This is a genomic window from Stackebrandtia nassauensis DSM 44728 (assembly GCF_000024545.1).
Lineage (GTDB): Bacteria > Actinomycetota > Actinomycetes > Mycobacteriales > Micromonosporaceae > Stackebrandtia > Stackebrandtia nassauensis.
Map to the genome: position 1 here is coordinate 4,808,565 of NC_013947.1, position 25,601 is coordinate 4,834,165.

Below are 25,601 nucleotides of genomic sequence, written 5' to 3' on the forward strand. Positions count from 1 at the left end.
GCAGCTGGGCAGACTGTCGCGGTGACCCACACTCCCCACGCGGACGGCCGCGCCGGAATCGACGTCGACCTGGTCGAACGCCTCATCGCCACCCAGTTCCCACAGTGGAGCGACCTGCCGGTGACGCCGGTGAGGGTCGACGGCTGGGACAACCGGACCTACCGGCTCGGCGAGGACAAGACGGTGCGGCTGCCCACCGCGCCGGGCTACGTGCCCGCCGTCGCCAAGGAGAACACCTGGCTGCCCCGGTTGGCGCCGCGGTTGCCGGTGCCGATCCCGGTGCCGTTGGGCATCGGCGAACCGGGCGAGGGTTACCCGCATCCGTGGTCGGTGCGGCGTTGGCTGGACGGTGAGACCGCCACCGTCGAACGGATCGCCGACCTGAGCGGGTTCGCGGAGTCGGTGGCGGAGTTCCTGCTGGCGTTGCAGGCGGTGGACGCGACCGACGGGCCGATCGCGGGCGCGCACAGTTTCCACCGAGGCGCCGACCCGGCGTACTACGACGACCAGACCCGTGAGGCACTGGCCAGACTGGACGGCCAGATCGACACCGGCGCGGCACTCGCGGTCTGGGAGACGGCGCTGGCGGCGAAGTGGGACGGCGCGCCACGCTGGTTCCACGGCGATGTCGCGGGCGGGAACCTGCTGGTGCGGGACGGGAAACTTTCGGCGGTCATCGACTTCGGCACCTGCGGTGTCGGGGATCCGGCCTGCGACCTGGTGATGGCGTGGACGTTCTTCGACGGCGACAGCCGGACGGCGTTTCGTCGCGCGGTGGGCCAGGACGCGGCGATGTGGGCCCGGGCGCGCGGCTGGGCGCTGTGGAAGGCGCTGATCTGTCTGGGCGGGATCGACGACAACGTCACCCCGGAGTGGCTGGCCGGGCACCGGCGGGTGGTGTCGGCGGTACTGGCCGAGCACGAATCGCGCGGCGATTAGGCTTGCGCCCCATGCGGATCCTGATGCTCGGCGGCACCTCGTTCATCGGTAGGACCATTGTGGAGACCGCGTTGCTGCGGGGTGACGAGGTGACGATCTTCAGCCGGGGCAAGACCGGGGCGGCGCTGTTTCCCAAGGTGCCCAGACTGATCGGCGACCGCGAGACGGGCGACTACGCGGCCGTGGCCGACGGGGAATGGGACGCGGTCGTCGATGTCAGCGCGATCCTGCCCCGGCAGGTGGACCAGGCCATGGACGCGCTGTCGGGCCGGGTCGGGCGGTACCTGTTCATCTCCAGTCACGCCGTCTACTCCCCCGAGGGCGCGGTGCCCGACAGCGACGAGTCCGCCGCCCGCAAGCCGCCGCTGGCGCGGGCCGACGAGATCGACAACGAGACCTACGGGCGGCTCAAGGTCGGCTGCGAGGACGCGGTGCTGAAGCGGTTCGGCGCTGGCGCCACCATCGTGCGGCCGGGCCGGGTGGCGGGACCGTACGACAACCAGGACGTCTTCACGTACTGGGTGCGCCGGGCGGCGCGGGGCGGGAAGGTGGCGTTGCCCGCCGATCCCCGGCAGCCGGTGCAGGTGGTGGATTCCCGGGATCTGGCGCGGCTGGTGGTGCGGCTGCTGGCCGACGATCGGCCCGGTGCCTTCAACGCGGTGGGTCCGGCCGAGCCGGTGACCTTCGCGGGGCTGATCGAGATCTGCGCGGCGGCGGCCGGGTCGCGGGTGGAGATCGTGCCGGTGCCCGCCGAGGCTGCGGCTCCGATGTTCCCGTTGGTGCGCGAGGACTGGGACAGTCAGCGACGCAGTGCCGCGCGGGCCCGCGCGGCCGGGATGCCCGCCACGCCGTTGTCCAAGACGGCCGCGGACGTGCTGGCCTGGGACCGGGGCCGGGGTGAACCGCCGCTGTCGCGGGGTTTCTCGGCCGCCGAGGAGGAAGAAGTCCTCGGCACCGCGTGAGGCGATGCCGAGGACCGGTGAGGACCGCGACGGCGGTTCGTCGTCCGCGCCGAGCATTAGCCACGGACTCCCGCCGCCGTCGCGGCGTTTTGGCCGCGTCCGGTCAGGACGCGGGTCGCCACTCCACCGACAGGCCCTCGCGGCTGGCGAACCGCTCCAGGTGGTCGGCCACAACGTGTTCGACCCGGCCGAGCATCTCGGCGTCGGGTGCCTCGACGTCGATGACCAGCGCGTCGGTCTCGGCGGTCATCCGGCATTGGCCGAAGCCGAAGTCCGTGTGACCACTGTGTTCGTCATATGTGGAGTCGGCCTTGTGACCGAAGTGCGAGCTCAGTTGTTTGAGGTACCGGGCGGCGCGCGGTGTCGCCACCCGGGCGTGCGCTGCGGGCACTACTTCTTACCCAGGTTCTTGACAACGTCGTCGATGACCTGGAGCGAGGCCAGCGGGCCGCCGCGCGAGGTCCACAGGGTCCCGTCGACCTCGACGAAGTGGTCCTTCTTGACCGCGTCCAGTTCGGAGAAGGCGGAGTCCTTCTTGGCCTCCTTCAGCGCCTTCTCGGCGCCGGGTTGCAGCGTGCCGACGAACAGCCAGTCGGCGTCGATACGGGGCAGGTTCTCCAGGCTCAACGGGTCGGTGTGCGCGAAGCCGGGTTCCTGCTGGTCCTTGGGGCGCTTGAGTCCCAGGTCCTGGATCACCAGCGACGCGAAGGCCTCGTTCTGCATGATGCCGGGGCCGTCGGGGTTCCAGCGGACGATGCTGACGGTGGATTTCGCGTTGTCGCCGAGTTTGCCCTGCGCCTCTTCGACCTTCGACTCGTATTCGGTCAGCCAGGTCTCGCCGTCCTTCTTGGCGCCGACGACGTCGGCGATCTTGGTGAAGGCCTCGGTCCATTCGTCGTCGAGCTTGTAGGTGACGACGGTGGCCGGTACCAGTTCGCGCAGCTTCTCCAGCTGCTTCTCGTCCTGGGCGCCGCCGAACAGCACCAGGTCGGGGTCGAGTTCGACGATCTTGTCGACGGTGGGCTTGCCGACGTCGCCGACGACTTCGATGTCGGCGGCCTTGTCACCCAGATAGGCGGGCGGCGTCTTCTGGCCGCGGCCGTTGACGGTGCCGACCGGCGTGATGTCGAGCGCCAGCAGCGAGTCGAGGTCCTGTTCGGACAGCGCCACGATGCGTTCGGGCTCCTTGGGGACCTTGATCTTGGCGCCGGTGGCGTCGGTGACGCTGCGGGTTTCCTTTTCCTCGCCGGTGTCCGCGTTGCCCTCGGGACTGGCACACGCCGACACCGCTAGCAGCGAAGCCAGGAGGACTCCCGCCAGACGCACGGAGGTAGATATGCGCATGAGTAGTTCTTTCCTGTGATCGGGACGGTGGCCACGTGCGGTGGTGTCCGCCGGGGCGCTCGGGCATTAGGTTAGCCTCACCTAATGTTCCGCTCCGCAGCCGGGTCGCGACCGAGACCCTCACCCCTGGTCGCCGCCTTCGCGATCGCCGTCATCCTGTGTGGACTGATGGTGGCGTCCCTGCTCGTCGGCGGCGGCGATGTCGGCGTCGGCCGGTCGCTTGCGTTCCTGCTGGGTGACACGGGCGCCCGGGCCGACGAACACCTGGCGATGGTCGTGACCCAACTGCGGTTCCCGCGCACCATAGTCGCCATTATTACCGGAATCTCACTGGGAATCGCCGGTTGCGTCCTTCAGACGGTAACCCGCAATCCCTTGGCCGAAACGGGTTTGCTCGGCGTTAACGCCGGGGCCGCGCTGGCCGTCGTCGCGGGCATCAGCCTGCTGGCCGCCGACACCGCCCCGGCGCTGCTGGGCCTGGCGCTGTGCGGGGCACTGGCCGCCAGCGCCGTCGTGCTGCTGGTGGCCTCGGGCGCCAAACTGTCGCCGCTGCGGTTGGTGCTGGCCGGGGTGGCGCTGTCGGCGACGTTCCGAGGCGCCACGTCCTATCTGCTCATGTCGGACGGCGCCGCCTACGACCGGTACCGGTTCTGGGTACTGGGATCACTGTCGGGAGTGGATCTCGTCCAGGTGTACTGGGTGCTGCCCGCCGTGGCCGGCGGGCTGCTCCTGGTGCTGCTGCTGATCCGGCCGCTGGCGGCACTGTCGCTGGGCGACGACATCGCCGCGGGGCTCGGCCACCGACCGCGACGCACCCGGATCCTGGCCGCCGCGGCGGTGACCCTCCTGACCGGAGCGTCGGTCGCGCTGTGCGGGCCGATCGCGTTTTTGGGACTGCTGGCGCCGCACCTGGCCCGGTCGCTGACCGGCCCCAACCTGGCCCGACAGCTGTTGCTGTCGGGGGTGTTCGGCGCCGGGATCATGATCGCCGCCGACGTCGCCGCGCGCGTGGTCATCGCGCCCTACGAGGCGCCGGTCAGCGTGCTGCTGGCCGTCATCGGCGGCCCGGTGCTGATCCTCATCGTCCGATCCCGCCGCATCCTGACGCTGCGAGTGCCCGGAGGTGCCGCGTGAGACCACCCGGAACCCTGCTGCTGCGCGCCCGCGGCGTCTCACTGCTGCTGCCGGTGCGGCCGGTACTGGTCACCGCCGCGTTGTGCCTGGCGCTGTTCGCGTCCTGCGCGCTGTCGGTGGCCGTCGGCAATGGACACACCACCGGCATGCGGGCGGTGGCGGCGCTGTTCACCGCCGAGGACGTCGGCGCCTGGCGGATCGTCAACCTGCTGCGGCTGCCGCGATTCGTGGCCGGGGCGCTGGCGGGCGCGGCCCTGGGCGCCGCCGGTTGCCTGATCCAGACGCTGGCGCGCAACCGGCTGGCCACCCCGGACCTGGTGGGCGTCACCGACGGCGCCACCGTCGGGGTGCTGCTGTCAGTGCTGGGAACTTCCGCCGGAACCCTGGGCGCCTGGTGGGCCGGACCGGCCGGGGCCATGGCCGCCGCAGCACTCGTGATGCTGCTGGCGGGCGGCTTGGGCACCACCGGTTACCGGATCCTCGTCGTCGGCGTCGGCCTGTCGGTGGCCATCGACTCGATCACCGAACTGGTGTTGGCCCGTCAGAACCTGCACGCCGCCCAAGGGTTGCTGACCTGGACGCTGGGCTACCTCAACGGCCGCGACTACGCCTCGGCGCTGCCGGTCCTGATCGGACTGGCGGTGCTGATCCCGGTGGCGGTGCTGTGTTCGGCGCGGCTGCGGGCGCTGCACTTCGGCGACGACACCGCGTCCACTCTGGGGGTGTCACCGGGCGCGACCCGGGCGCTGGCGCTGCTGATCGCGGTGCTGCTGGCCGGACTGGCCGTCGGGGTCGCCGGACCGATCGCGTTCGTGGCCATGGCCGCGCCGGTGTTGGCGTCCTATATGTCCGGACGGTCCCGGGTTCCGGTGCTCGTCGCGGCCCTGGCCGGTGCGGTGCTGGTCAGCCTCGCCGACACGCTGGGGCGCGGCCTGGGTGAGGTCGAGATCCCGGTGGGCGTGCTGACCAGCCTGCTGGGCGGGCCGTTTCTGTTGTGGGTGCTACTGACCAGGAAGGTGTAGACAGTGAAGCTGTCCGTCAAGGACCTGTGCGCGTCCTACCCGGGTGTCAAGGCGGTGTCCGGAGTGGACCTGGAGGTGGAGCCGGGGACGGTGGTGGCGATCGTGGGCCCCAACGGTTGCGGGAAGTCCACACTGCTGCGCAGTGTCGCCCGGCTGCACAAACCCGACTCGGGTTCGGTGACCGTCGACGGCGACGAGGTGTGGAGCCTGCGGCCCCGCGCCGCCGCCACCCGGCTGGCGCTGCTGCCGCAGTCCCCGATCGCGCCGGAGGCCATCACCGTGGCGGGTCTGGTCGCCTATGGACGGCACCCGCACCAGGGCCTGTTCCGGCAGTGGTCGCGCGCCGACGCCGAGGCCGCCGACCGGGCGCTGGCCGCCACCGGCGTGGCCGAGCTGGCGAACCGTCGACTGGAGACACTGTCGGGCGGACAGCGGCAGCGCTGCTGGCTGGCGATGACGCTGGCGCAGGAGACGCCGATCCTGCTGCTGGACGAACCCACCAGTGCCCTGGACCTGGGGCACGCGGTGGAGACGCTGCACGTGATCCGGCAGGTCGCGGCGCGGGGCCGCAGCGTCGTCATGGTGCTGCACGACCTGGGAGCGGCGGCGCGCTACGCCGACGTGCTGGTGGCCATAAAGGACGGTGAGGTGGTGGCGAACGGCGACCCGCGCGTCGTGGTCACCTCCGAGTTGGTGCGGCGGTTGTACGACGTCGAGGCCGACATCCTCACCGCTCCGGGGGATGGCGCCCCGGTGGTGGTGCCCCGGGCGGAGGCGTGAGTCGCCGCCGAACGTTTCAGCGAATTCTCCGAGCGGGACCGCCCCCGAGGACGGCCGGTTCGATGGGTTAGCCTAGGCTCAGCCCATTAGGTTAGGCTTACCTAAATTCACTTAAAGGAGTCGTCTCATGTCCTTGCGCTCGCTGACCGGCCGGGTCGCCCTGGTCACCGGCGCCGCGTCGGGTATCGGAGCCGCGACCGTGGCCGCCTTGCGGGACAACGGAGTCCGCGTCGCCGCCTGCGACATCGCCCCCGACGCCGACGACAAGGACGGCTTCGCGCTCGACGTCACCGACGCCGAGGCCGTCGAGACGGTGGTCGCCGAGGTCTCCAGCCAACTCGGCGAGATCGACATCCTCGTGAACGTCGCCGGAATCCTGCGGACCGGAACCCTGCTGGACACCACCGCGAAGGACTGGAACGACACCTTCGCGGTCAACTCCACCGGCGTGTTCCTGGTGACCAAGGCGGTCACCACCCGCATGGTGCGGCGCGGGAGCGGCAGCGTCGTCACCGTCGCCTCCAACGCCGGTGGCGTGCCCCGCGTCGGCATGGGCGCCTACCCCGCCAGCAAGGCCGCCGCGGCCCACCTCACCCGCTGCTTCGGCCTGGAACTGGCCGAGCACGGCATCCGCTGCAACATCGTCGCTCCCGGCTCGACCGACACCCCGATGTTCCGGTCGATGTGGACGACCGGCGACGGCGCCGCCGCCGCGGTGGCCGGAGACCCCGGCAAGCACCGCCTCGGCATCCCGTTGCGCAAGATCGCCTCGGCCGAGGAGGTCGCGCGGGTCGTGACCTTTTTGGCCTCCGACGACGCCAGCCACCTGACCATGCAGGAACTGTATGTCGACGGTGGCGCCTCGCTTCGCTGACACACCCCTTTCACCCCTTTGGAGTGTTCACATGCACCTGGTAGACGAGTACCGCCCCGGATCCAGCTTCTTCTTCGACACCGGCAGCCGGTCGCTGTTGACCCACGGCAGCGCCATCGTGCTGCCCGGCCGGGGCGGCCTGGCCCCGGCGCGGGCCGACACCGTGCTGCGGGCACTGGGCGGCGACCAGCTGCTGGTCGGCGCGGTTCCGTTCAGCGACACCGAACCGGCGCAACTGCTCGTCCCGGACGTCTACCGGTGGGGGCCGGGCCTGGCGGGCGCCGAGGCCGCGCCGACGCACTCGCACGACACCCCGGCACTGTGCGAACCGCCGCCGCAGCACTACCGCGACGCGGTCGCGACGGCCCTGGCCGACATCGACGCCACCGAACTGTCGAAAGTGGTGCTGGCCCGCAGTCTGCGCATCGGCCTGGACGCCCCGGTCGACATCCCGGCGGTGCTGCGGCAGTTGCGGCACCGGCAGCGGCGCGGTTACGTGTTCGCCTGCCCGCTGCCCGAGCAGCGCGACCTGGTGGGCGGCAGCCCGGAACTGTTGGTGTCGCGCAACGGGGACGTCGTCACCGCGCATCCGTTGGCCGGGTCCCGGCCGCGCTCGGGTGACCCCCGGGTGGACACGGCGCGCGGCGCCGAACTGCTCGCGTCCGAAAAGGACCGTCGCGAGCACGCGGTGGTCGTCGACGCCATCGCCCGGTCGCTGGACCCGTACTGCGCCGAGCTTTCGGCGCCCTCGACACCCGAGATCGTGTCCACCGGGCACATGCTGCACCTGGGCACCCGCGTCACCGGCAGGCTGCGCGACCCGCTGCCGTCCGCGCTGAGCCTGGCCGCCGCGCTGCACCCGACCCCGGCCGTGTGCGGCACCCCGACCGCCACCGCCCGCGAGGCCATCGCCCGGCTGGAGGGCTTCGACCGGGGCTTCTACTCCGGGATGGTCGGCTGGTGCGACTCTGCGGGCAACGGCGAATGGGCCGTGACCATCCGCTGCGCCGAGATCGGCGCGCGCGACGTCCGGCTGTTCGCCGGGGCGGGCATCGTCGCCGGTTCCGATCCGGCCGCCGAACTCGCCGAGACCGAGGCCAAACTCCAGACCATGCTCAGCGCGCTGGGCCACACCGGAAAGGTCGTCGATGAACGCGCCGTTCACGCCATGGCCTGAGGACATCGCCGCCGACTACCGCGACCAGGGACTGTGGACGGGAGAGCCGTTCTCGCTGCTGCTGGAACGGTTGGCCGCCAAGCACGGTGACCGGGTCGCCGTTACCGACGGCGACTGCTGGCTGTCGTACGAGTCGCTGCTGGAGCGCTCCCGGCGGGTGGCCGCCGGACTGCACCAGCGGGGTCTGCGGCCGGGTGACATCGTCGTGATGCAGGCGGCCAACACCAGCGAATACCTCGTGGTGTTGTTCGCGTTGTTCCGGCTAGGCGTGGCACCGGTGTGCGCGCTACCGGCGCACCGCGAGGCCGAGATCGGTTACTTCGCCGAGCACACCAAGGCCGCGGCCTACCTGCATCCCGGTGGCGCCGAGTACGACCGCATCGCCGCGAGTCTCGACGTCACGCACGTGTGGACCGTCGAGCAGGCCGCCAAGACCTACGCCGACCCGGCGGGGCTGCCACCCGCCCCCCGTGGCGGGGATCTGGCGCTGCTGCAACTGTCGGGCGGCTCCACCGGGGTGCCGAAACTGATTCCGCGCACCCACGACGACTACCTCTACAGTGTCCGCGTCGCCGCCGAGGTCTGCGAACTGACACCGGCCACGGTGTACCTGTGCGCGTTGCCGGTGGCGCACAACTTCCCACTGTCCTCCCCCGGCGTGCTGGGGGTGCTGTACGCGGGCGGCACCGTCGTGATGGCCCCCGATCCCAGTCCCGACACCGTTTTCCCGCTCATCGTGTCCGAGGGCGTCACCATGACCGCGGTGGTGCCGGCGCTGGCGCTGACCTGGCTGCGGGCCGCCGAGGCCCGGGGCGCGGAACTGCCGAGCCTGGAGGTGTTGCAGGTCGGCGGGGCCCGGCTGGGCGACGCCGACGCCGAACGGGTGACGCCGGTGCTGGGCGCGAAACTGCAGCAGGTCTTCGGAATGGCCGAGGGCCTGGTCTGCTACACCCGGCTCGACGATCCCTTCGCGACGGTGTGCGCTACCCAGGGCCGTCCGGCCTCGGAGGCCGACGAGGTCCGCATCGTCGACGACGCCGACGAACCGGTGCCCGAAGGCCACAGTGGGCACCTGTTGACGCGCGGGCCCTACACGATCCGCGGCTACTACCGGGCCGATGCCCACAACGCCACCGCGTTCACGAGCGACGGTTTCTATCGCACCGGGGACCTGGTGCGCCGCACCGAAACCGGGCACCTCATCGTCACCGGCCGGGCCAAGGAGCAGATCAACCGGGGCGGCGAGAAGATCGCCACCGCCGAGATCGAGGAGCACCTGCGCACCCACCCCGGCATCCACGACGCGGCCCTGGTCGCCGTCCCCGACGACGCGCTGGGTGAACGCGCCTGCGCCTTCTGCGTCACCGACGGCGAACTGACCGCCAAACAGGTGCGCGCCCACCTTCGCGGCCGGGGCCTGGCCGCGTACAAGATCCCCGACCTCGTCCGCTTCGTCGCCAGCCTTCCCCGAACGCCCGTGGGAAAGATCGACAAGAACCGTCTAAAAGAGAGTGTGAATCTATGAGCATCCCCACCCTCGACATCTACCCGCTGCCGACCGAGGCGGAGCTGCCGAAGCCGCGGGTACCGTGGACCTTCGACCCGAACCGGGCCGCACTGCTGATCCACGACATGCAGCGGTACTTCCTCGACTTCTACGGCGAGGAGTTCGGCGAGCTCGTCGACAACATCGCGCAACTGCGCAAACTCGACCTGCCCACGTTCTACACGGCGCAACCGCCCAAACAGTCGCCGGACGAGCGCGGTCTGCTCAGTGACCGCTGGGGGCCGGGGATCCAGGACCGGGAGGACATCGTGGCGCCGCTCGCGCCCGCGTCGTCCGATGTGGTGCTCACCAAGCACCGCTACAGTGCCTTCCACCGCACCGATCTGGCCGAGCGGCTGGCCGCAGCGGGACGGGACCAGCTGATCATCACCGGCGTGTACGCCCACATCGGCATCACCGCCACCGCCTTGGACGCGTTCTCCCACGGCATCGAGACCTTCGTCATCGCCGACGCGATCGCCGACTTCGGCCGGGGCCGGCACGTCGCGGCGCTGGAGCACCTGTCGGCGACCTGCGCCGTCGTCACCACGCTGAACCGGTTGCTGGACAGCGGTTTCGGGCTGGCCGACGTGCGCGCGCAGGTGCTGGCGCTGCTGGACGAGCCCGCCGATGACGACGAGAACCTCATCGACGCCGGGCTCGACTCGATCCGGGTCATGGGCCTCATCGAGGACTGGAAGGAGCGCGGCCACAACGTGACCTTCGCCGACCTGGCCGCCGATCCCACCATCCGTGGGTTCCACGCCGCGCTCGAGGCGGCCCGATGAGCGTGCTGTCCGGACCGGCCTCGTTGCGCGCCACCGTAACCACCGACCCCAAACTGGCCGCCGAGGTGGAACTGTCGCGCGGCACCATCCGCGCCATCCTCGACGGCGCCGACCAACGGCTGCTCATCCTGGTCGGCCCGTGCTCGGTCCACGATCCCCGGGAACTGCGGCGCTACGCCACCGGCCTGGCCGAGGTCGCCGCCGCGCACGCCGAGGACGTGTACCTGGTCGTGCGGGCCTACACCGAGAAGCCCCGCACCCGGCACGGCTGGCCGGGTCTGCTGCTGGACCCGGGTCTGGACGGCGGTTACGCGGTGCCCGCCGGGCTCGCCGAGACCCGCCGGGTCCTCACCGAGATCAACACGCTCGGGCTGCCGGTCGCGTGCGAGTTCGTCGAACCGCAGCTGGCGCCGTACCTGTCCGATCTGGTGTCCTGGGCCGGAATCGGCGCCCGCACCGTCGAATCCCCGCCGCACCGCCGTCTCGCCTCCCACCTGCCGATGCCGGTGGGCTTCAAGAACCGGGTCGACGGCGCCATCACCCCCGCGGTGGACGCGATCGCGGTGGCGTCGCGCCCGCAACCGGTCATCACCGTCGACGACCACGGCCGCTGCGCCTGGACCGTCAGCGACGGCAACCCCGACACCCACCTGGTGCTGCGCGGCGGCGAGACCGGAACCAACTACGCGGCCCACCAGGTCAACCACGCGCTCGGCCTGCTGGCCGACGTCCAGTCCCACCCCAAGCTCATAGTGGACTGTTCCCACGGCAACAGCGGCAAGGACCACAACCGCCAACCCGTTGTCGCCGAAGCGATCGCGGCCCAGATCGCGGCGGGCCAGACCGGCATCGCCGGGGTCATGCTCGAGTCGTACCTGTCGCCGGGGGCCCAGTCCCTGGACGGCACGCTGCGTCCGGGCGTCAGCGTCACCGACGCCTGCCTGGGTTTCGCCGACACCGCCGAGGTCATCGAGAACCTGGCCCTGGCGGCGAAACAACGCCGTGCGGGACGCACCACCGAACTGGTGAACGTGCGATGACACCACCGCTGGGGCTCACCGCGGCCGCCGAGGGAATCCACATGGGTCAGTCCCTCGACCCCGGCTACCCGGGGTACTGGACCGCGGAATGCGCCGAGATCTCCGGCCCCGTCGACGTCGACCGGCTGTGCGACGCCATCGCAGCGACGGTGCGCGACGCGGAGGCACTGCACGCGAGGTTCCCCGACGCCGCGACCCAGATCGTCGACGTCGACCCCGCGTGGCGACCCGAAGTGGTGCGGCTGACCGAATCCGACGGTTGGGAGCGGGTTCGGCAGCTGGTCGACGAACAGCTGTCGCGAGCCGCCGACCTGGACCGCGACCCGCTGTTCCGCTCGACGGTGTTCGTCGCCGCCGATCGGGTGTACTGGTACATCCAGGCGCACCACATCGTGCTCGACGGCTTCGGCTACGCCATGCTGTACCGGCAGGTCTCGCAACGCTATCGGGGCCAGACACCGCAACCGTTCGGGCGGTTCGCCGACCTCCTGGCCGACGACGACAGCTACCGCACCGGCGACAAGGCCGCGCAAGACCGCGAGTACTGGACCAGCCGTCTCGCGGGTCTGACGGCGACCGGCTTCACCGGCGAAACCGCGCTGCCCGACCGTCGCACCATCCGCCTGTCCCTTCCGGACGATCTGCTCGCCGACGTCGGCGCCAGCTGGCCGCACCGGCTGCTGGCCCTGGTCGCCGCCGCCCTGCACCGCCGCACCGGAACCACCACCCCCGTCCTGGGGCTGCCGGTCTCAGGCCGCTTGGGCACGGTCGCGGCCAAGGTCCCCGGCATGGTCATGAACATCGCCCCCCTGCCGGTCCCCATCGCGCTGGACCACACAGTGGACGATGTCACCGCCACCGTCGCGGCCACGCTCAAGGAATCCCGCCGCCACCAGCGCTACCGCTACGAATGGCTGCGCGGCGACCTCGGCCTGTCCGCCGGACAGGGCTGGGTGTTCGGCCCCGTCGTCAACGTCATCCCGTTCGCCGAACCCCCCGAGTTCCCCGACTGCGACGTCCACATGCACCACGTCTCGGCGGGACCGGTCGACGACCTCGCCGTAACAGCGCGCGGCCCCCGATCGCTGACCCTGGAAGCCAACCCGCAGCTGTACTCCACCGAAACGCTGGCGACCATCCGCGACGACCTGGTCCGCCTGGCCGGTGACAGCGCCCGGGTCTCCCCGTGGCGAGTCATCGACGGCCCGCCACCACCCGAAACCCACCCGCTCCCCCACCTCATCGACCGCCACCCCGCCAGCCAACCAGCGATAGTGGACGGTGACACGACGCTCACCTACGGCCAGCTGCGAACCCGCGCCCGAGCCGTCGCCGCCGACCTGTTCCGGCGCGGTGTGCGCCCCGGCGAGCTGGTCGCTGTCAGCCTGCCGCGCGGCGCCGACGCGATCACGGCGATGCTGGGCGTCCTGTACTGCGGCGCCGGATACCTGCCGCTCGATCCGAACGGTGCGGCGGACCGCAACGCCGCGATCCTGGCCGAAGCCTCCCCGGCGTTCACGATCGACACCGACACGCCGCTGCCCGGCCACGAGCCCACTTCAGCGACCAGCAAAGCCGCGAGCCGAGGGCCGTTGGGGAGCGCCAGCTCCCCCAGTCGCGCGGCGACCGGCGAAGCCGCGAGCCAAGGCCCGTTGGAAAGCGCTGACTCTCCCGGCCGCGCACGCTCGGCGGCCGACGTGGCCGCGAGCCACAGTCCTGTGTGGAACCCCGAGGCTCCCGCATACGTCATCTACACGTCCGGCTCCACCGGCCGCCCCAAGGGCGTCGCCGTGCCCCGCTCGGCCCTCGACTTCTTCGTGGCCTCGGCGGCAGAACGCTACGGCTTCACCGCCGACGACCGCGTCCTACAGTTCGCCCCGCTGCACTTCGACGCCCACGTCGAGGAACTGTTCGTATCGCTGGCGCAAGGCGCGACCATCGTCGTGCGCGATGACTCCGCGACCGTCTCGCTGTCGCGGTTCGCGGATTTCCTTGCCGCCAACCGCGTCTCGGTGCTCGACCTGCCCACCGCTTACTGGCACGAACTCGTACAGGCGCTGCACTCCAAGCTGGTATCACTGCCCGACAGCGTGTCCACGCTCATCATCGGCGGCGAAGCCGCTAGCCCCGAACGGCTCGCACAATGGCACAACGCCGTCGGCGACCGCGTACGGCTCATCAACAGCTACGGCCCGACGGAAGCCACAGTGGTGTGTCTGGCCGCCGATCTGAGCCCAGGCTCAGCAGCCGCAGAGCCCATTGCCAGCCACCACTCGGCCGAATCCTCGACCGCCTCCGGCTCGCCCCGCGCTCAAGCCGAAACCACGCCCGCCGAGCCGCACAACGCCGTCAGCCTAGGCACGCCGCTGCCAGGCGTTCGCGTCGCCATCGGCCCCGCCGACGAGCTGTACATCGCCGGACCGGGCTTGGCGTCCGGCTACCTCGCCGACGCCAGTGACACGGCTTCAGCCGACGCGACTCGCATCCCCGACGCGGAGCCGGAACCTCTAGCCGACAAACGCTCCGCCAACGCAGCCAACACCGAACTACAACCGTCGCTCAACACCACACGCGACCCCGGCTCCAAGCCGGAACCCTTGATCGCCAAGAGCTCCGCCGACACGGCCGCCGCCAAACCCCAGCCGTCGCTCGACGCCGCACGCGGCCCCCACGCCAAGCCCGAACGCTCCGCCACCCCCGCCCCGGCCCCGGTCCACATCCACCCCGGCGACAACGCGTTCATCTCCGTCGACGGCGAACGCTGGTACCGCACCGGCGACATCGTCACCATCACCCCCAACGGCCAGTTCGCCTTCCACGGCCGCGTCGACACCGAGCTGAAGATCTCCGGCCACCGCGTCCACCCCGGCGAAGTCGAAGCCGCGCTGCTGCGCCACCCCGCGGTGCGCGAAGCCGTTGTCACCGTCGAACGCGTCCCCCGTCCCCGTCTCGTCGCGCACCTGGCCGCCGACACCGACGTCGAGACGCTGCGGGAACACGCCCGCCGCCAGCTCCCCGAAGCCGCGATGCCGTCCAGCTTCCACGTTCGGGATCGGTTGCCCCGCACCAGTACCGGCAAGCTCGACCGTCGTGGGTTGGCCGAGCCGGTGGCCGCGCAATCCGCGGAGCCCGCGACCGACGCCGAGCGCGCCGTGCTGGCCGTCTTCGCCGAGGTGCTCGGTTCCCGGCCCGCCCCCGATGCCGACTTCTTCGCCAGCGGCGGCACCTCGTTGACGGCCATCGCCGCCGCGACCCGGTTGAGCGGGGCGTTCGAGCGCGAGGTCACCGCCGCCGAGCTGTTCGCCCACCCCACCGCCACCGAGCTGGCGGCGGTGCTGTCGGGCCAGGTCGCCGGTGTCGACGACGCCGCGCTCATGGACACCGATCGGGTGTGGCACCGCGACGGGGTTCCGTGCCTGCCCAACGGGGATGACGCGATCGCGTTGACCGGCGCGACGGGTTTCGTCGGCTCGCACATGCTGGCCGCGCTGCTGGCCGACACCGATCGGCCGATCCGGTGCCTGGTGCGCGGCGATGAGCGGCGGTTGGTCGAGGCCGCGCGGCGGTTCGGGCTGCCCGAGCCGGATCTGGCGCGGGTGACGGTGATCGACTGCGATCTGTCGCGTCCGGTGCTGGGCCTGGACGCGCACGCGATGTCGCTGGTGTCCGACAGCCAGGCCATCGTCAACGTCGCCGGGAACGTGAGCTTCACGCGCGGGTACTCGGGGCTGCGCGCCGTCAACGTCGAGGCGGTACGGACGCTGCTGGAGCTGGCGTGCGTGGGCGGCAGCGATTTCCACCAGATCTCGACGGTGTCGGTGGGCGCCGGGGCCGCGCTGCCGGAGGACTTCATCGACAGCCGGGCCGCGTTGACCGACGGGTACCAGCGCGGCAAGTGGGTCGCCGAGGAACTGGTCCGGCAGGTGGGCGAGCAGGGGCTGGCGGTGTCGTGTTACCGGCTGGGCCGGGTGGTCCCGCCCGCGAGCTCGTCCACGTTCAACCCGGACGACTTCGTGACCCACCTGATCCGGGCCAGCATGGCGCTGGGCCGGGTGCCGGACCTGTCGGTAACCGAGCCGTGGATCGCCGCCGATGTGGCCGCCGCCTGCGTCACCGACGCGGTCGGCAAACGCGACCCCCGGGTGTGGAACCTCGGCGGCGGAACGGTTTCGCTGACGTCGGTGTGGCAGCGGCTGCTCGACGAGCACCCGGACCTCGAACAGGTCCCCGTGTCGCGGTGGCGCACGCTGCTGGCCGATCGGGAGGACACCGCGATCCTCAAGTCGTTCTTCGACATCCACGCCGACGGCCCGCCCCGGGAACACCACATCGACGGCAACCAGCTGGACACCTGGCTGGCCGACAACGGCTGGGGCCGCCGCGACGCGTGGAACCTCGACTGGTGCGCCCGGGTGGCCCGAGCCTCGGCCTAGCCGCCGAGCCGAGCCGAGCCGAGCCGAGCCGAGCCGAGCCGAGCCGAGCCGAGCCGAGCCGAGCCGAGCCGAGCCGAGCCGAGCCGAGCCGAGCCGAGCCGAGCCGAGCCGAGCCCCGACAGCCTAAGCACCCTCGACGGTCACCTCGGCCGCTGGCAGTTCCACCCGCACCTCCAGGCCACCGCCCTCGGGCAGCGCCCGCGCCGACACCGAGCCACCGTGGGCGCGGCACACGGCGCGCACAATGGACATCCCCAGCCCCGCGCCCCGCCGACCCACCCGCGCGTCGCCGCCGCGACTGAACGGTTCGAACAGCCTCGGCACACTCGCGGCGTCCACGTCGGCACCCGTGTTCCCGACGACGAGCCACGAGATCTCCCGGTCGCCACCCGTCAGCACCCACACCCGCCCGCCCGGATTGTTGTGCCGGATGGCGTTCTCGATCAGGTTACCCGCGACCCGTTCCAGCAGCGCCGGGTCACCGACGACCGGCGCCGGAAGCCGCGACACCGCCAGCGACAGTTCCATAATGTCCGCCGCCCGCCGCGCGGTCGCCATCATCGCCTCGGCGCAGTCGCCCAGGTCGGTCAGCTGCGCCTTGGACAAACCGCCCTGGCCCTCGGCCTCGGCGCGCGCCAGCCACAGCAGCGACTCGATCAGGTCGTTGACCCGATCGCAGCCGTCCCGCACCACCTCGCCCATCTGCCGCAGCTCCGCGATGTCATCGTCCGGATTGGACAACGCCACGTCGATCTCGGTGCGCATCACCGTCAACGGCGTCCGCAGCTCATGACTCGCGTTGGACACGAACCGCCGCTGCGCCTCGAAGGACGCCGAGATCCGGTCGAGCATGTCGTCGAAGGTGTCGGCCAGTTCCCGAACCTCGTCGGGCGGCCCGTCCAGCCGGATCCGCTCATCGTCCAATGTGTCAGTGGACAGCCGCTTCGCCGTCGCCGTCACCTCGTGCAACGGCCGCAGGCTCCGCCCCGCGACCACGTAGCCCACGACGAAGCACACCATCGCCGCCACCACGACGGTCGCCAGCTCGAACCGCAGCACCGGTGCGACCAGCACGGCCACCAGGCCCACGACCAGCGCGGCGCCACCCATCCACAACGCCAGCCGCAGCCGCAGGGTCGGGCGCACCGGCCACGTCATTTATCGGCCGCCATGTTGATGCGATAGCCGACCTTCGGCACGTTGTCGATCAGCGGCGGCTCGCCGAGCTTGCGGCGCAGCGTGCGCATCGTGACCCGCACCGTAGAGGTGAACGGATCGGCGTGGGCGTCCCACACCCGGTCCAGCAGTTCCTCGGTCGACACCAGCGTCCCGCCCGCCTTGATCAGTTCCGCCAGCAGGCCGAACTCCTTGTGGGTCAGTTCGAGGTCGCGCCCGCCCCGGGTCGCGGTGTGGGCGGCCGGATTCAGTTCCACGTCGGCGGCGTGCAGCACCGGCGGCGCGGCCGGGGTGGCGCGGCGCCCCAACGCCTGCACCCGGGCCACGAGTTCGTCGAACGCGAACGGCTTGGACAGGTAGTCGTCGGCGCCGATGTTGAGGCCGTTGACCTTGTCGGCCAGGGTGCCGCTGGCGGTGAGCATGAGGATGCGGGTCAGCGCCCCGCGCCGCGCGATGTCGGCGCACACCTTGTCCCCGTGCATGCCCGGCAGGTCCCGGTCGAGCACGACGACGTCGTAGCGGACCGTGGTGGCCTCTTGATGCCCGGACAGGCCGTCGTGGACGACGTCGACGGCCATCCCGTGGCGCCGCAACCCCCGCGCGATCGCCTCGGCCAGTCGAACCTCGTCCTCTATCACCAGTACCCGCATGCGTGTGCCTCAAGGAATCTCGTGGGTGATCAACGGCGGCTCAAGCTTAAAACCAGTCCCACGCAACACATTGAGTGGCCGCACTCACCCGAATGAACGAGAGCTGTTAACAAGCTCACAAACCGCAACTCACCGCCGAAACTCATCCGACCGGTTGAGCAGGCAATCCACGCACGGACGACGACAAAGCGCTTGCGATCGACAAAACACCGAGTTTGTCGGACAAAACCGGTAATTGCGACAATTCGCCCTTGGGTTTACACGGCTTTACATACTCATTCACATCAATTTCCTGTCGCACTTTCGGTCCTTTCTACCTGCGATTTCGCCGCCTAAGGTGGCCGGATGCCAACGCACCGCAACCAGGAAGCAGGCAAAATGACCGACAGTTCCGCCCGGCACTCCGGACGGCACCGCCGCCGTGATCTCCAGTTCGACACCCTCCGCCCGGCGCTGGCCTTCGTGGCCTTCCCCGCCGTTTTGACCCGCGCCTCCCGGCACTCGCTGAGCTTCGTTCGCTCGGCGCTGGCCTACCGCCCCGAGCTGAACGGGCTGCGCCGCAGCCTCGCCGGTGTCGGCGGAGTCGCGCTGCTGTCGCTGAGCCTCATGGGTGCCACGCCCGCCAGCGGCCACGCCGAGTCGCACTCGGAAGAGCCGCCCGCCTCCGCCTCGTCCTCGCAGTCCGACAGCACCGAAAAGCGCGAGGAGCGCCAGGAGGACGTCATCGAGGCCAAGCCCGAATCCAACAAGGCCGACAAGAAGGAAGCCCCCAAGCCGGTGGCCGGACTGTCGGGAGCCCAGATGGACAACGCCGTCGCGATCGTGCGGGTCGGCGACAAGCTGGACATCTCCGAGAAGGGCCAGGCGATCGCCATCGCCACGGCCATGCAGGAGTCCAAGCTGAAGGTCCTGGCCAGCCACGCCGTGCCCGAGTCGGCCGAGTACGACAACGAGGGCTTCGGCGCCGACATGGACTCCGTCGGCCTGTTCCAGCAGCGCCCGAGCATGGGCTGGGGCAGCGTCGAGGAGTGCATGGACGTGGAGTACTCCTCCACCATCTTCTACAAGCGCCTCAAGCAGGTCAGCGGCTGGGACGACATGGCGGTCGCCGAGGCCGCCCAATCGGTGCAGGCGTCGGCCTTCCCCGACGCGTACGCGCAGTGGGAAGACCTCGCGTACGACGTCGTCAACGAGGTCAACGGCTAACATCCTCCCTCCCACACGAAGGGCCGCCTCCCGATTTCGGGAGGCGGCCCTTCGCATTGGTCTGTCAGCCGTCGACGCGCAACGGTTCGGCGTCGGCCTCGGCGATCTTCAGGATCGTCTCGGTGATCGCGCGCGACAGGTCCTGGGTGGTCAGGCCCAGGTCGGCCAGCAGCTCGTCACGGGTGCCGTGCTCGTGCCAGCCCGCCGCCACCCCGAGGTCCCGCAGCGGCGTGTCCACCTCGGCGTCGCGCAGCGACTTGGCCAGCGCGTCACCGAAACCACCGGTGCGCAGCCCGTCCTCGACGGTCACCACCAGCCGGTGCTCGGCGGCCATCGACGTCAGCGCCCGCGGCACCGGCGCCACCCAACGCGGGTCCACGACGGTGACACCGAAACCGTGCTCGGTGACCCGGGCCGCGGCGTCCAGCGCCGAACCGACGAAGGAACCGCACGCCACCAACAGGACGTCCTTGGTCTCGCCGCGCGCCATGACGTCCACGCCGTCGACGTTTTCGATCGCGGGCAGTTCCGCGCTGATGGTGCCGGTCGGGATGCGCACGATCGTCGGCGCGTCATTCACGTCGAGCGCCTCGCGGAACTCCTCCCGCAGCGTCTCAGCGTCCCGGGGAGCGGCGATGCGCAGGCCCGGGATCGCGCGGAACACCGACATGTCCCAGATGCCGTAGTGGCTGGGCCCGTCCGGGCCGGTGATGCCGGAACGGTCCAGCACGAACGTCACCGGCAGCTTGTGCATGGCCACGTCCAGCGCGACCTGGTCGAAGGCCCGGTTGAGGAACGTCGAGTACACCGCGACCACCGGGTGCAGCCCCGCCAGCGCCATCCCGGCCGCCGAGGTGACGGCGTGCTGCTCGGCGATGCCGACGTCGAAGGCCCGGTCGGGATGCTTGTCGGCGAGCTTCGCGATACCGGTGGACTTGGCCATCGCAGCGGTGATGCCCACGACGTCGGGGCGCTCGTCGGCCACGGCCACCAGCTCGTCGGCGAACACCGAGGTCCACTTGACGCCGCCACCGCCCGGCAGCGCCTGCCCGGTGTCGGGGTCGAAGGCGTTGGACTGGTGCATCTGGTCGTCGGGCTCGTCCTCGGCGGGCTGGTAACCCTTGCCCTTCTGCGTGATGGCGTGGACGATCACCGGACCGCCGAAGCCCTTGGCGCGCTCCAGCGCGCTGGTCATCGCGTCCAGGTCGTGGCCGTCCACCGGACCGAAGTACTTGATGCCGAGGTCCTCGAACATGGCCTGCGGCGCCACCGCGTCCTTGATGCCGCGTTTGACGGCGTGCATCGCCTCGAACAGCGGCTGCCCCACCACCGGAGTGCGGCCCAGCGCGTCCTTGACCGTGTCGAGCATCTTCTCGTAGGACGGGTTCAGCCGCAGCGTAGCCAGGTGGTTGGCCAGCCCGCCGATGGTCGGGGCGTAGGAGCGGCCGTTGTCGTTGACGACGATCACCAGCGGCAGGTCCTTGCGGGCGGCGATGTTGTTCAGCGCCTCCCAGCACATGCCGCCGGTCAGCGCGCCGTCGCCGACGATGGCGACCACGTGCCGGTTGTCGCCGCGCACCACGGTCGCCTTCGCCAGACCATCCGCATAGGACAGAGCGGTGGACGCGTGGCAGTTCTCCACCAGGTCGTGACGGCTCTCGGACTGCGACGGGTAACCGGTCAGCCCGCCGCGTTTGCGCATCTTGTCGAAGCGCTCGGCCCGGCCGGTGAGGATCTTGTGCACGTACGACTGGTGCCCGGTGTCGAAGACGATCCGGTCGTGCGGGGAGTCGAACACCCGGTGCAGCGCCATGGTCAGCTCCACCACGCCCAGGTTGGGCCCGATGTGCCCCCCGGTGCGCGACACCCGGTCGACCAGGAAGTCCCGGATCTCCGCCGCCAGGCTCGGCAGCGCTTCGACCGGCAATTTCTTGAACTCGGCCAGGCTGGTCAGGGTGCTCAGTAGTTCTCCCGCCGCAGCGGAGTCTCCGCGGTTCATAAGCGCCGAGTCTAACGGCAGCCCCCGCGTGAACCGCGCCTCCACACGGCGTTGGTGAGCGTGGCCGCCGTATTCGACGTTGTGTCGGATATCTGGCAAAAGCCGACGCGGACGCGCCGCGCCCGGATATACAAGAACCCGGTCCCCACAGTGAGATGATCCCGAACATGCTGCTGAAAGCCGACCTGCACCTGCACCAGGAATGGTCGCCACGACTCGATCGGGTACTCGCGCGGCGGCATTCGCGCGTCCCCTTCGACTGGAAAACCTGGCGAGAAACACTCACCACCCAGGTCCCTCCCGGCGTCGCCAGGTTGCAGCGCCTGTCCCGCGTCTTCCCCGCCCCCGCCGAAGCCGACACCGACGACGCCTTCGTCGAACGCGTCACCGACGCCCTCGAAGAGTCCGCCGCGGCCGGTTCCTGCTACACCGAACTGCGCTTCGGCCACGACACCGTGATGCGTCCGGTCTTCATGCCCCTGTTCCGGCAGGCGGAGGAGAAGGTCGCCGCCAAGTACCCCGGCTTCCGCGCCGAAGCCGTGGCCAGCCTCCTGCTGTGGCAGGAACCCGAACGCCTCGACGCGGCCATCGCCGAGTGCCGCCGCGCGGCCGCCGAAGGCCTGGCGGGCGTCGACCTCCTCAACGTCCCCTACTCCAGCGAAGCCGACTGGCAGACCGGCCGCAAAGTGGTCGACGCGGCCACCGACGCGGGCCTCGGCGTCACGGTCCACGCGGGCGAGTTCTCCTCCGCCAACATCGCCGCGGTGGCCTGCATGGACGGCGTCACCCGCATCGGCCACGCCACCCACGCCCCCACCGACCCGTGGCTCCTCGAACTGCTGGCCGCCCGCGGCATCACCATCGAGGTCTGCCTCACGGCCAACCTCATCCTCGGCGCGGTCCCCACCCTGGCCGACCACCCGCTCCGCCGCTTCCTCGACGCGAACATCCCCGTCGCCCTGGGCACCGACAACCCCATCCAGTTCGGCACCACCATCGACCACGAGTACACCCTCGCGTCCCGCCTAGGACTGTCCGAATCGGACCTGTCCCGGCTGACCCGCAACGCGATCGACGCCGCCTTCACCACCCCCGACCGCAAGACCGCCCTACGCGCCGACGTCGACGCCGCCCCCGCCAGCGTGTTAACGCCCCACGTCGCCGCAACCGTTGAATCCGGCGACCTTTGCTCTCCCGGCGTATGACGCGGCTAGTCCTCGAAGGGTTCGACCGGCTCAACCTCGCCGGACTCGGCGGCCACGACCGCGTCACTGATGATGCTCTCGACTTCCTTCACGTCGTCGAAGTCGGTTTTCGCGGACGCCCACGGCCCGCAGATCGCGCGATAGCACGCCAGGTCAGTCGCGCCGCAGTACCGCGATCGTCTCGAAGTGGTGGGTCATCGGGAAGGCATCGTAGGCTTCCAATGTGGAAATGCTGTAGCCGTTGGCGGCGAACGTCTTCAGGTCGCGAGCCAGTGCGGCGGGGTCGCAGGCGACGTAGGTGATGACGCGGGGCGCGGCCGCCGCGATCGCTTTGACGAGGTCGGCTCCGGCGCCGGAGCGGGGTGGGTCCAGGACCACGATGTCGGGGCTGGGCAGGTGGTGGACGGCTTCGGCGACGTCGGAGCGGCGGACCTCGACCTGGGGTAGGTCGGCGAGGTTGGCGGCCGTGGCGGCGCGGGTGTCGGATTCGACGGCGATGACTCGGCCCGAGGGGCCGACCTCGTCGGCGAGGACGGCCGCGAACAGGCCCGCGCCCGCGTAGAGGTCCCAGACGGTTTCGGCGTCGGCGGGTTGGCTGAGTTCGGTGACCCGGGAGGCGAGGGTGTCGGCGGCCAGGGTGTGGGGTTGCCAGAAGGCTTCCGCGTCGAGGCGGAACCAGTGGCCGGAGACGATGTGTTCGGCCAGCGGGGGGCCCGAGACGAGGCGGGCTTTGCCGCGGCGGTCGCGCTGGGTGTAGACGGAGACCTCGTCCGCGTCCGAGGCGGCCACGCCGACGACGTTGGAGCCCTTCCAGTTGCGGCCCAGGACGTCGGTGGCGCGGATGCGATCGTCGGCGATGAGGCAGTCGTCGATCGGGACCAGGTCGCGGGAACGGTGGCCGCGCAGCCCCGGGCGGCCGGTGTTGTCCACTGAGTACTGCATGCGGGTGCGCCAGCCGAGCAGGCCGCCGGGCAGGGCCTCGACGGTGTAGTCCGACACCTCGGATTCGGGGAGCCCGGCCAGGCGGGTGAGCTGTTCGCGCAGGACCGCCGTCTTGAGGCGGAGCTGGCCGGCGGCCGAGACGTGCTGGAAGTCGCAGCCGCCGCAGGTGCCCGCGTATCGGCACGGGGCGGGGACGCGGTCGGGGGAGGCGTCGAGGATCTCGACGGCGTCGCCGCGCCAGTAGCTCTTCTTGCGTTCGGTGATCTCTACCCGGACGCGTTCGCCGGGCAGGGCGTGGCGGACGAAGATGACGCGGCCCTCGTGGCGGGCGACGCAGGCGCCGCCGTGCGCGACGGGCCCGATGTCGACGATCATGAACGTCCCGTCAGTCGGCTGTCTAGTTTGTCCAGGTTACGGCCTTCGCTGGAGGCCAGTTGCCACGGGACGCTGGTGACCATGACGCCGGGCTCGAAACGCAGGCGGCTCTTGATGCGCAGCGCGCTCTGGTTGTGCAGCAGGTTCTCCCACCAGTGGCCGACGACGTACTCGGGGATGAAGACCGTGACGACCTCGCGCGGCGACTTGCGTTTGACGGACTTGACGTAGTCGACGATCGGGCCGGTGATCTCGCGGTAGGGGGAGTCGACGACCGTCAGCGGGATGGAGATCTTGCGGCGGTCCCATTCGGCCTGCAACTCGCGGGTGTCGCTGTCGTCCACATTGACCGTCAGCGCGGTGAGGGTGTCGGGGCGGGTGGCCTTGGCGTAGGTGAGGGCCCGGATCATCGGCTGGTGGACCTTGCTGACCAGGACGATGACGTGGTTGCGCGACGGCAGCGGCGCCTTGCCCTCCGGCGGGTTGAGTTCGGCCGACACCTTGCGGTAGTGGCGCCGGATGGAGCGCATGATGACGAACAGGACCGCCATGGCCACAATGGAGATCCAGGCGCCGTGCGAGAACTTGGTGATGATCACGATGACCAGCACCGAGGCCGTCATGAGCAGACCGAAGGAATTGATGACCTGGGAGCGGCGCATCCGCAGCCGGGTCTTCTTGTCGCGTTCGGTGCGCAGCAGTCGGTTCCAGTGCCGGATCATGCCGCTTTGCGACAGCACGAACGACACGAACACGCCGACGATGTACAGCTGGATCAGCCGGTGTTCGTCGGCGCCGAAGGCCAGCACCAGCACGACCGCGAACAGGGCCAGCAGGATGATGCCGTTGGAGAAGGCGAGCTTGTCGCCACGGGTGTGCAGCTGCCGGGGCAGGTAGCGGTCCTGGGCCAGGATCGAGCCCAGCACCGGGAAACCGTTGAACGCCGTGTTGGCCGCCAGCACCAGGATCAGTCCGGTGACGGCGGTGACGAACACGAAGCCGGGCGTGAAACCGTCGAAGACGGTGCGCGACAACTGGACCAGGAGCGTCTCCTGGATGTAGTCGTTGGGGGCGCCGATGAGTTCGTCCGGATGCTCGGCCATCTTGACCTCGGTGATCCGGGCCAGCGCGATCAGTCCCATGAACATGCTGATCGCCAGGATGCCCATCATCAACAGCGTCGTGGCGGCGTTGCGGCCCTTGGGGGGTTTGAACGCCGGGACGCCGTTGGCGATCGCCTCGACACCCGTCAGCGCCGCACAGCCGGACGCGAAGGTGCGCAGCAGCAGGAACACCAGCCCCGCCCCGGCCAGCCCGGGATCGGAGTCGACGATGTCGAAGTCGGCGCTGGCGGCGCGCAGGTCGTCGCCCATGACGAAGTACCGGAACAGGCCGGTCACGATGAGCGCGAAGATGCCCACCACGAACGCGTAGGTGGGGATGGCGAACGCGGCGCCCGACTCCTTCATGCCGCGCAGGTTGATCGCCGTCAGCAGGGCGATCGCCACCACCGAGAACAGGATCTTGTGGTCGTTGACGAACGGCACCGCCGAACCGATGTTGGCCGCCGCCGCCGAGATCGACACCGCGACGGTGAGGATGTAGTCGACCAGCAGCGCGCTGGCCACCACCAGCCCCCACGACGGCGAATGGTTGACCGTGGCGACCTCGTAGTCGCCGCCGCCCGACGGATAGGCGTTGACGTTCTGCCGGTACGACGCGACCACCGCGATCATCACCAGCGCGATGAACAGACCCACCCAGCCGGAGAAGATGTAGGCACCGGTTCCGGCGACGCTCAGCGTCAGGAAGATCTGCTCCGGCGCGTACGCCACCGACGACAGCGGGTCGGAGGAGAAGACCGGCAGCGCGATGCGTTTGGGCAGCAGGGTGTGTGACAACCGCTCGGAGTGGAACGGTCGGCCAAGCAACAGGCGCTTGACTACGGAAGTCGGACGAGCCACGACGGGTAGCCTAACCAGGCAGCGGAAACGTGAACGGGCCGCATG

The 25,601-nt window shown here is 70.3% G+C and carries 21 protein-coding genes; 13 read left to right on the top strand and 8 right to left on the bottom strand.

Features of this window, described 5'->3' with window-relative positions; translation table 11 throughout:
* Positions 1 to 21 precede the first annotated feature (21 nt).
* Both SNAS_RS22250 and SNAS_RS22255 read left to right on the top strand, forming a co-directional pair.
* Positions 22 to 939 (top strand): aminoglycoside phosphotransferase family protein, encoded by a 918-nt coding sequence (locus SNAS_RS22250; protein ID WP_013019723.1) that lies wholly within the window; start codon positions 22 to 24, stop codon positions 937 to 939.
* 11 nt (positions 940 to 950) lie between these two features.
* Positions 951 to 1,901, top strand: coding sequence for an NAD-dependent epimerase/dehydratase family protein (locus SNAS_RS22255; protein WP_013019724.1), 951 nt, complete (start codon positions 951 to 953; stop codon positions 1,899 to 1,901).
* A gap of 103 nt (positions 1,902 to 2,004) precedes the next feature.
* On the opposite strand, the gene SNAS_RS22260 is transcribed toward SNAS_RS22255, so the two are convergent.
* Both SNAS_RS22260 and SNAS_RS22265 read right to left on the bottom strand, forming a co-directional pair.
* A complete protein-coding gene (locus SNAS_RS22260) occupies positions 2,005 to 2,292 on the bottom strand; it encodes a DUF2218 domain-containing protein (RefSeq protein ID WP_013019725.1) in 288 nt (95 codons plus the stop codon).
* Entirely contained in the window at positions 2,292 to 3,245 is a 954-nt protein-coding gene (locus SNAS_RS22265) for an ABC transporter substrate-binding protein (RefSeq protein ID WP_013019726.1), read from the bottom strand. Before SNAS_RS22265 ends, SNAS_RS22260 begins: the two co-directional genes overlap by 1 nt.
* Before the next feature lie 84 nt (positions 3,246 to 3,329).
* Here SNAS_RS22265 and SNAS_RS22270 point away from each other — a divergent pair, with 84 nt between their 5' ends.
* The 9 genes from SNAS_RS22270 to SNAS_RS33115 all read left to right on the top strand — a co-directional run bounded on the left by SNAS_RS22270 (position 3,330) and on the right by SNAS_RS33115 (position 16,039).
* A complete protein-coding gene (locus tag SNAS_RS22270) occupies positions 3,330 to 4,379 on the top strand; it encodes a FecCD family ABC transporter permease (protein WP_013019727.1) in 1,050 nt (349 codons plus the stop codon).
* Positions 4,376 to 5,401, top strand: a complete 1,026-nt coding sequence (locus SNAS_RS22275; protein ID WP_013019728.1) for a FecCD family ABC transporter permease — start codon at positions 4,376 to 4,378, stop codon at positions 5,399 to 5,401. Before SNAS_RS22270 ends, SNAS_RS22275 begins: the two co-directional genes overlap by 4 nt.
* Before the next feature lie 3 nt (positions 5,402 to 5,404).
* A complete protein-coding gene (locus tag SNAS_RS22280; RefSeq protein ID WP_013019729.1) occupies positions 5,405 to 6,181 on the top strand; it encodes an ABC transporter ATP-binding protein in 777 nt (258 codons plus the stop codon).
* 127 nt (positions 6,182 to 6,308) lie between these two features.
* On the top strand, positions 6,309 to 7,055 hold the full coding sequence (locus tag SNAS_RS22285) for a 2,3-dihydro-2,3-dihydroxybenzoate dehydrogenase (RefSeq protein WP_013019730.1): 747 nt from the start codon (positions 6,309 to 6,311) through the stop codon (positions 7,053 to 7,055).
* A 31-nt stretch (positions 7,056 to 7,086) separates the two neighbouring features.
* A complete protein-coding gene (locus tag SNAS_RS22290; protein ID WP_052305094.1) occupies positions 7,087 to 8,232 on the top strand; it encodes an isochorismate synthase in 1,146 nt (381 codons plus the stop codon).
* The gene (locus tag SNAS_RS22295; RefSeq protein WP_013019732.1) at positions 8,204 to 9,757 is read left to right on the top strand and encodes a (2,3-dihydroxybenzoyl)adenylate synthase; all 1,554 of its coding nucleotides are present in this window, start codon (positions 8,204 to 8,206) and stop codon (positions 9,755 to 9,757) included. Before SNAS_RS22290 ends, SNAS_RS22295 begins: the two co-directional genes overlap by 29 nt.
* Entirely contained in the window at positions 9,754 to 10,566 is an 813-nt protein-coding gene (locus SNAS_RS22300; protein WP_013019733.1) for an isochorismatase family protein, read from the top strand. The genes SNAS_RS22295 and SNAS_RS22300 overlap by 4 nt, the downstream gene beginning before the upstream one ends.
* A complete protein-coding gene (locus SNAS_RS22305) occupies positions 10,563 to 11,606 on the top strand; it encodes a 3-deoxy-7-phosphoheptulonate synthase (protein ID WP_013019734.1) in 1,044 nt (347 codons plus the stop codon). The genes SNAS_RS22300 and SNAS_RS22305 overlap by 4 nt, the downstream gene beginning before the upstream one ends.
* Positions 11,603 to 16,039 carry an AMP-binding protein gene (locus SNAS_RS33115; protein ID WP_013019735.1) on the top strand — a complete coding sequence of 1,479 codons (4,437 nt, stop codon included), beginning with the start codon at positions 11,603 to 11,605 and terminating at the stop codon, positions 16,037 to 16,039. Before SNAS_RS22305 ends, SNAS_RS33115 begins: the two co-directional genes overlap by 4 nt.
* Here the strand turns inward: SNAS_RS33115 and SNAS_RS37250 are convergent.
* Genes SNAS_RS37250 through SNAS_RS22325 form a run of 3 tightly spaced genes read right to left on the bottom strand, consistent with a single transcriptional unit; the run spans position 16,036 to position 17,865 of the window.
* Entirely contained in the window at positions 16,036 to 16,170 is a 135-nt protein-coding gene (locus tag SNAS_RS37250; RefSeq protein WP_280101491.1) for a hypothetical protein, read from the bottom strand. The two genes, SNAS_RS33115 and SNAS_RS37250, sit on opposite strands and share 4 nt — an antisense overlap.
* A complete protein-coding gene (locus SNAS_RS22320; protein WP_013019736.1) occupies positions 16,163 to 17,197 on the bottom strand; it encodes a sensor histidine kinase in 1,035 nt (344 codons plus the stop codon). Before SNAS_RS22320 ends, SNAS_RS37250 begins: the two co-directional genes overlap by 8 nt.
* Positions 17,194 to 17,865 (bottom strand): response regulator transcription factor, encoded by a 672-nt coding sequence (locus tag SNAS_RS22325; protein ID WP_013019737.1) that lies wholly within the window; start codon positions 17,863 to 17,865, stop codon positions 17,194 to 17,196. Before SNAS_RS22325 ends, SNAS_RS22320 begins: the two co-directional genes overlap by 4 nt.
* Before the next feature lie 378 nt (positions 17,866 to 18,243).
* On the opposite strand from SNAS_RS22325, the gene SNAS_RS22330 reads away from it, so the two are divergent.
* Positions 18,244 to 19,071: a hypothetical protein gene (locus SNAS_RS22330; protein WP_013019738.1), complete on the top strand. Its 828-nt coding sequence runs from the start codon at positions 18,244 to 18,246 to the stop codon at positions 19,069 to 19,071.
* A gap of 64 nt (positions 19,072 to 19,135) precedes the next feature.
* On the opposite strand, the gene dxs is transcribed toward SNAS_RS22330, so the two are convergent.
* Positions 19,136 to 21,070 carry a 1-deoxy-D-xylulose-5-phosphate synthase gene (gene dxs / locus SNAS_RS22335; RefSeq protein ID WP_013019739.1) on the bottom strand — a complete coding sequence of 645 codons (1,935 nt, stop codon included), beginning with the start codon at positions 21,068 to 21,070 and terminating at the stop codon, positions 19,136 to 19,138.
* 167 nt (positions 21,071 to 21,237) lie between these two features.
* On the opposite strand from dxs, the gene SNAS_RS33120 reads away from it, so the two are divergent.
* A complete protein-coding gene (locus tag SNAS_RS33120; protein WP_013019740.1) occupies positions 21,238 to 22,275 on the top strand; it encodes an amidohydrolase family protein in 1,038 nt (345 codons plus the stop codon).
* Positions 22,276 to 22,428: 153 nt separating this feature from the next.
* On the opposite strand, the gene SNAS_RS22345 is transcribed toward SNAS_RS33120, so the two are convergent.
* Both SNAS_RS22345 and SNAS_RS22350 read right to left on the bottom strand, forming a co-directional pair.
* Positions 22,429 to 23,592, bottom strand: a complete 1,164-nt coding sequence (locus SNAS_RS22345) for a class I SAM-dependent RNA methyltransferase (protein WP_013019741.1) — start codon at positions 23,590 to 23,592, stop codon at positions 22,429 to 22,431.
* Positions 23,589 to 25,556, bottom strand: a complete 1,968-nt coding sequence (locus SNAS_RS22350) for an APC family permease (RefSeq protein ID WP_013019742.1) — start codon at positions 25,554 to 25,556, stop codon at positions 23,589 to 23,591. Before SNAS_RS22350 ends, SNAS_RS22345 begins: the two co-directional genes overlap by 4 nt.
* Positions 25,557 to 25,601 lie beyond the last annotated feature (45 nt).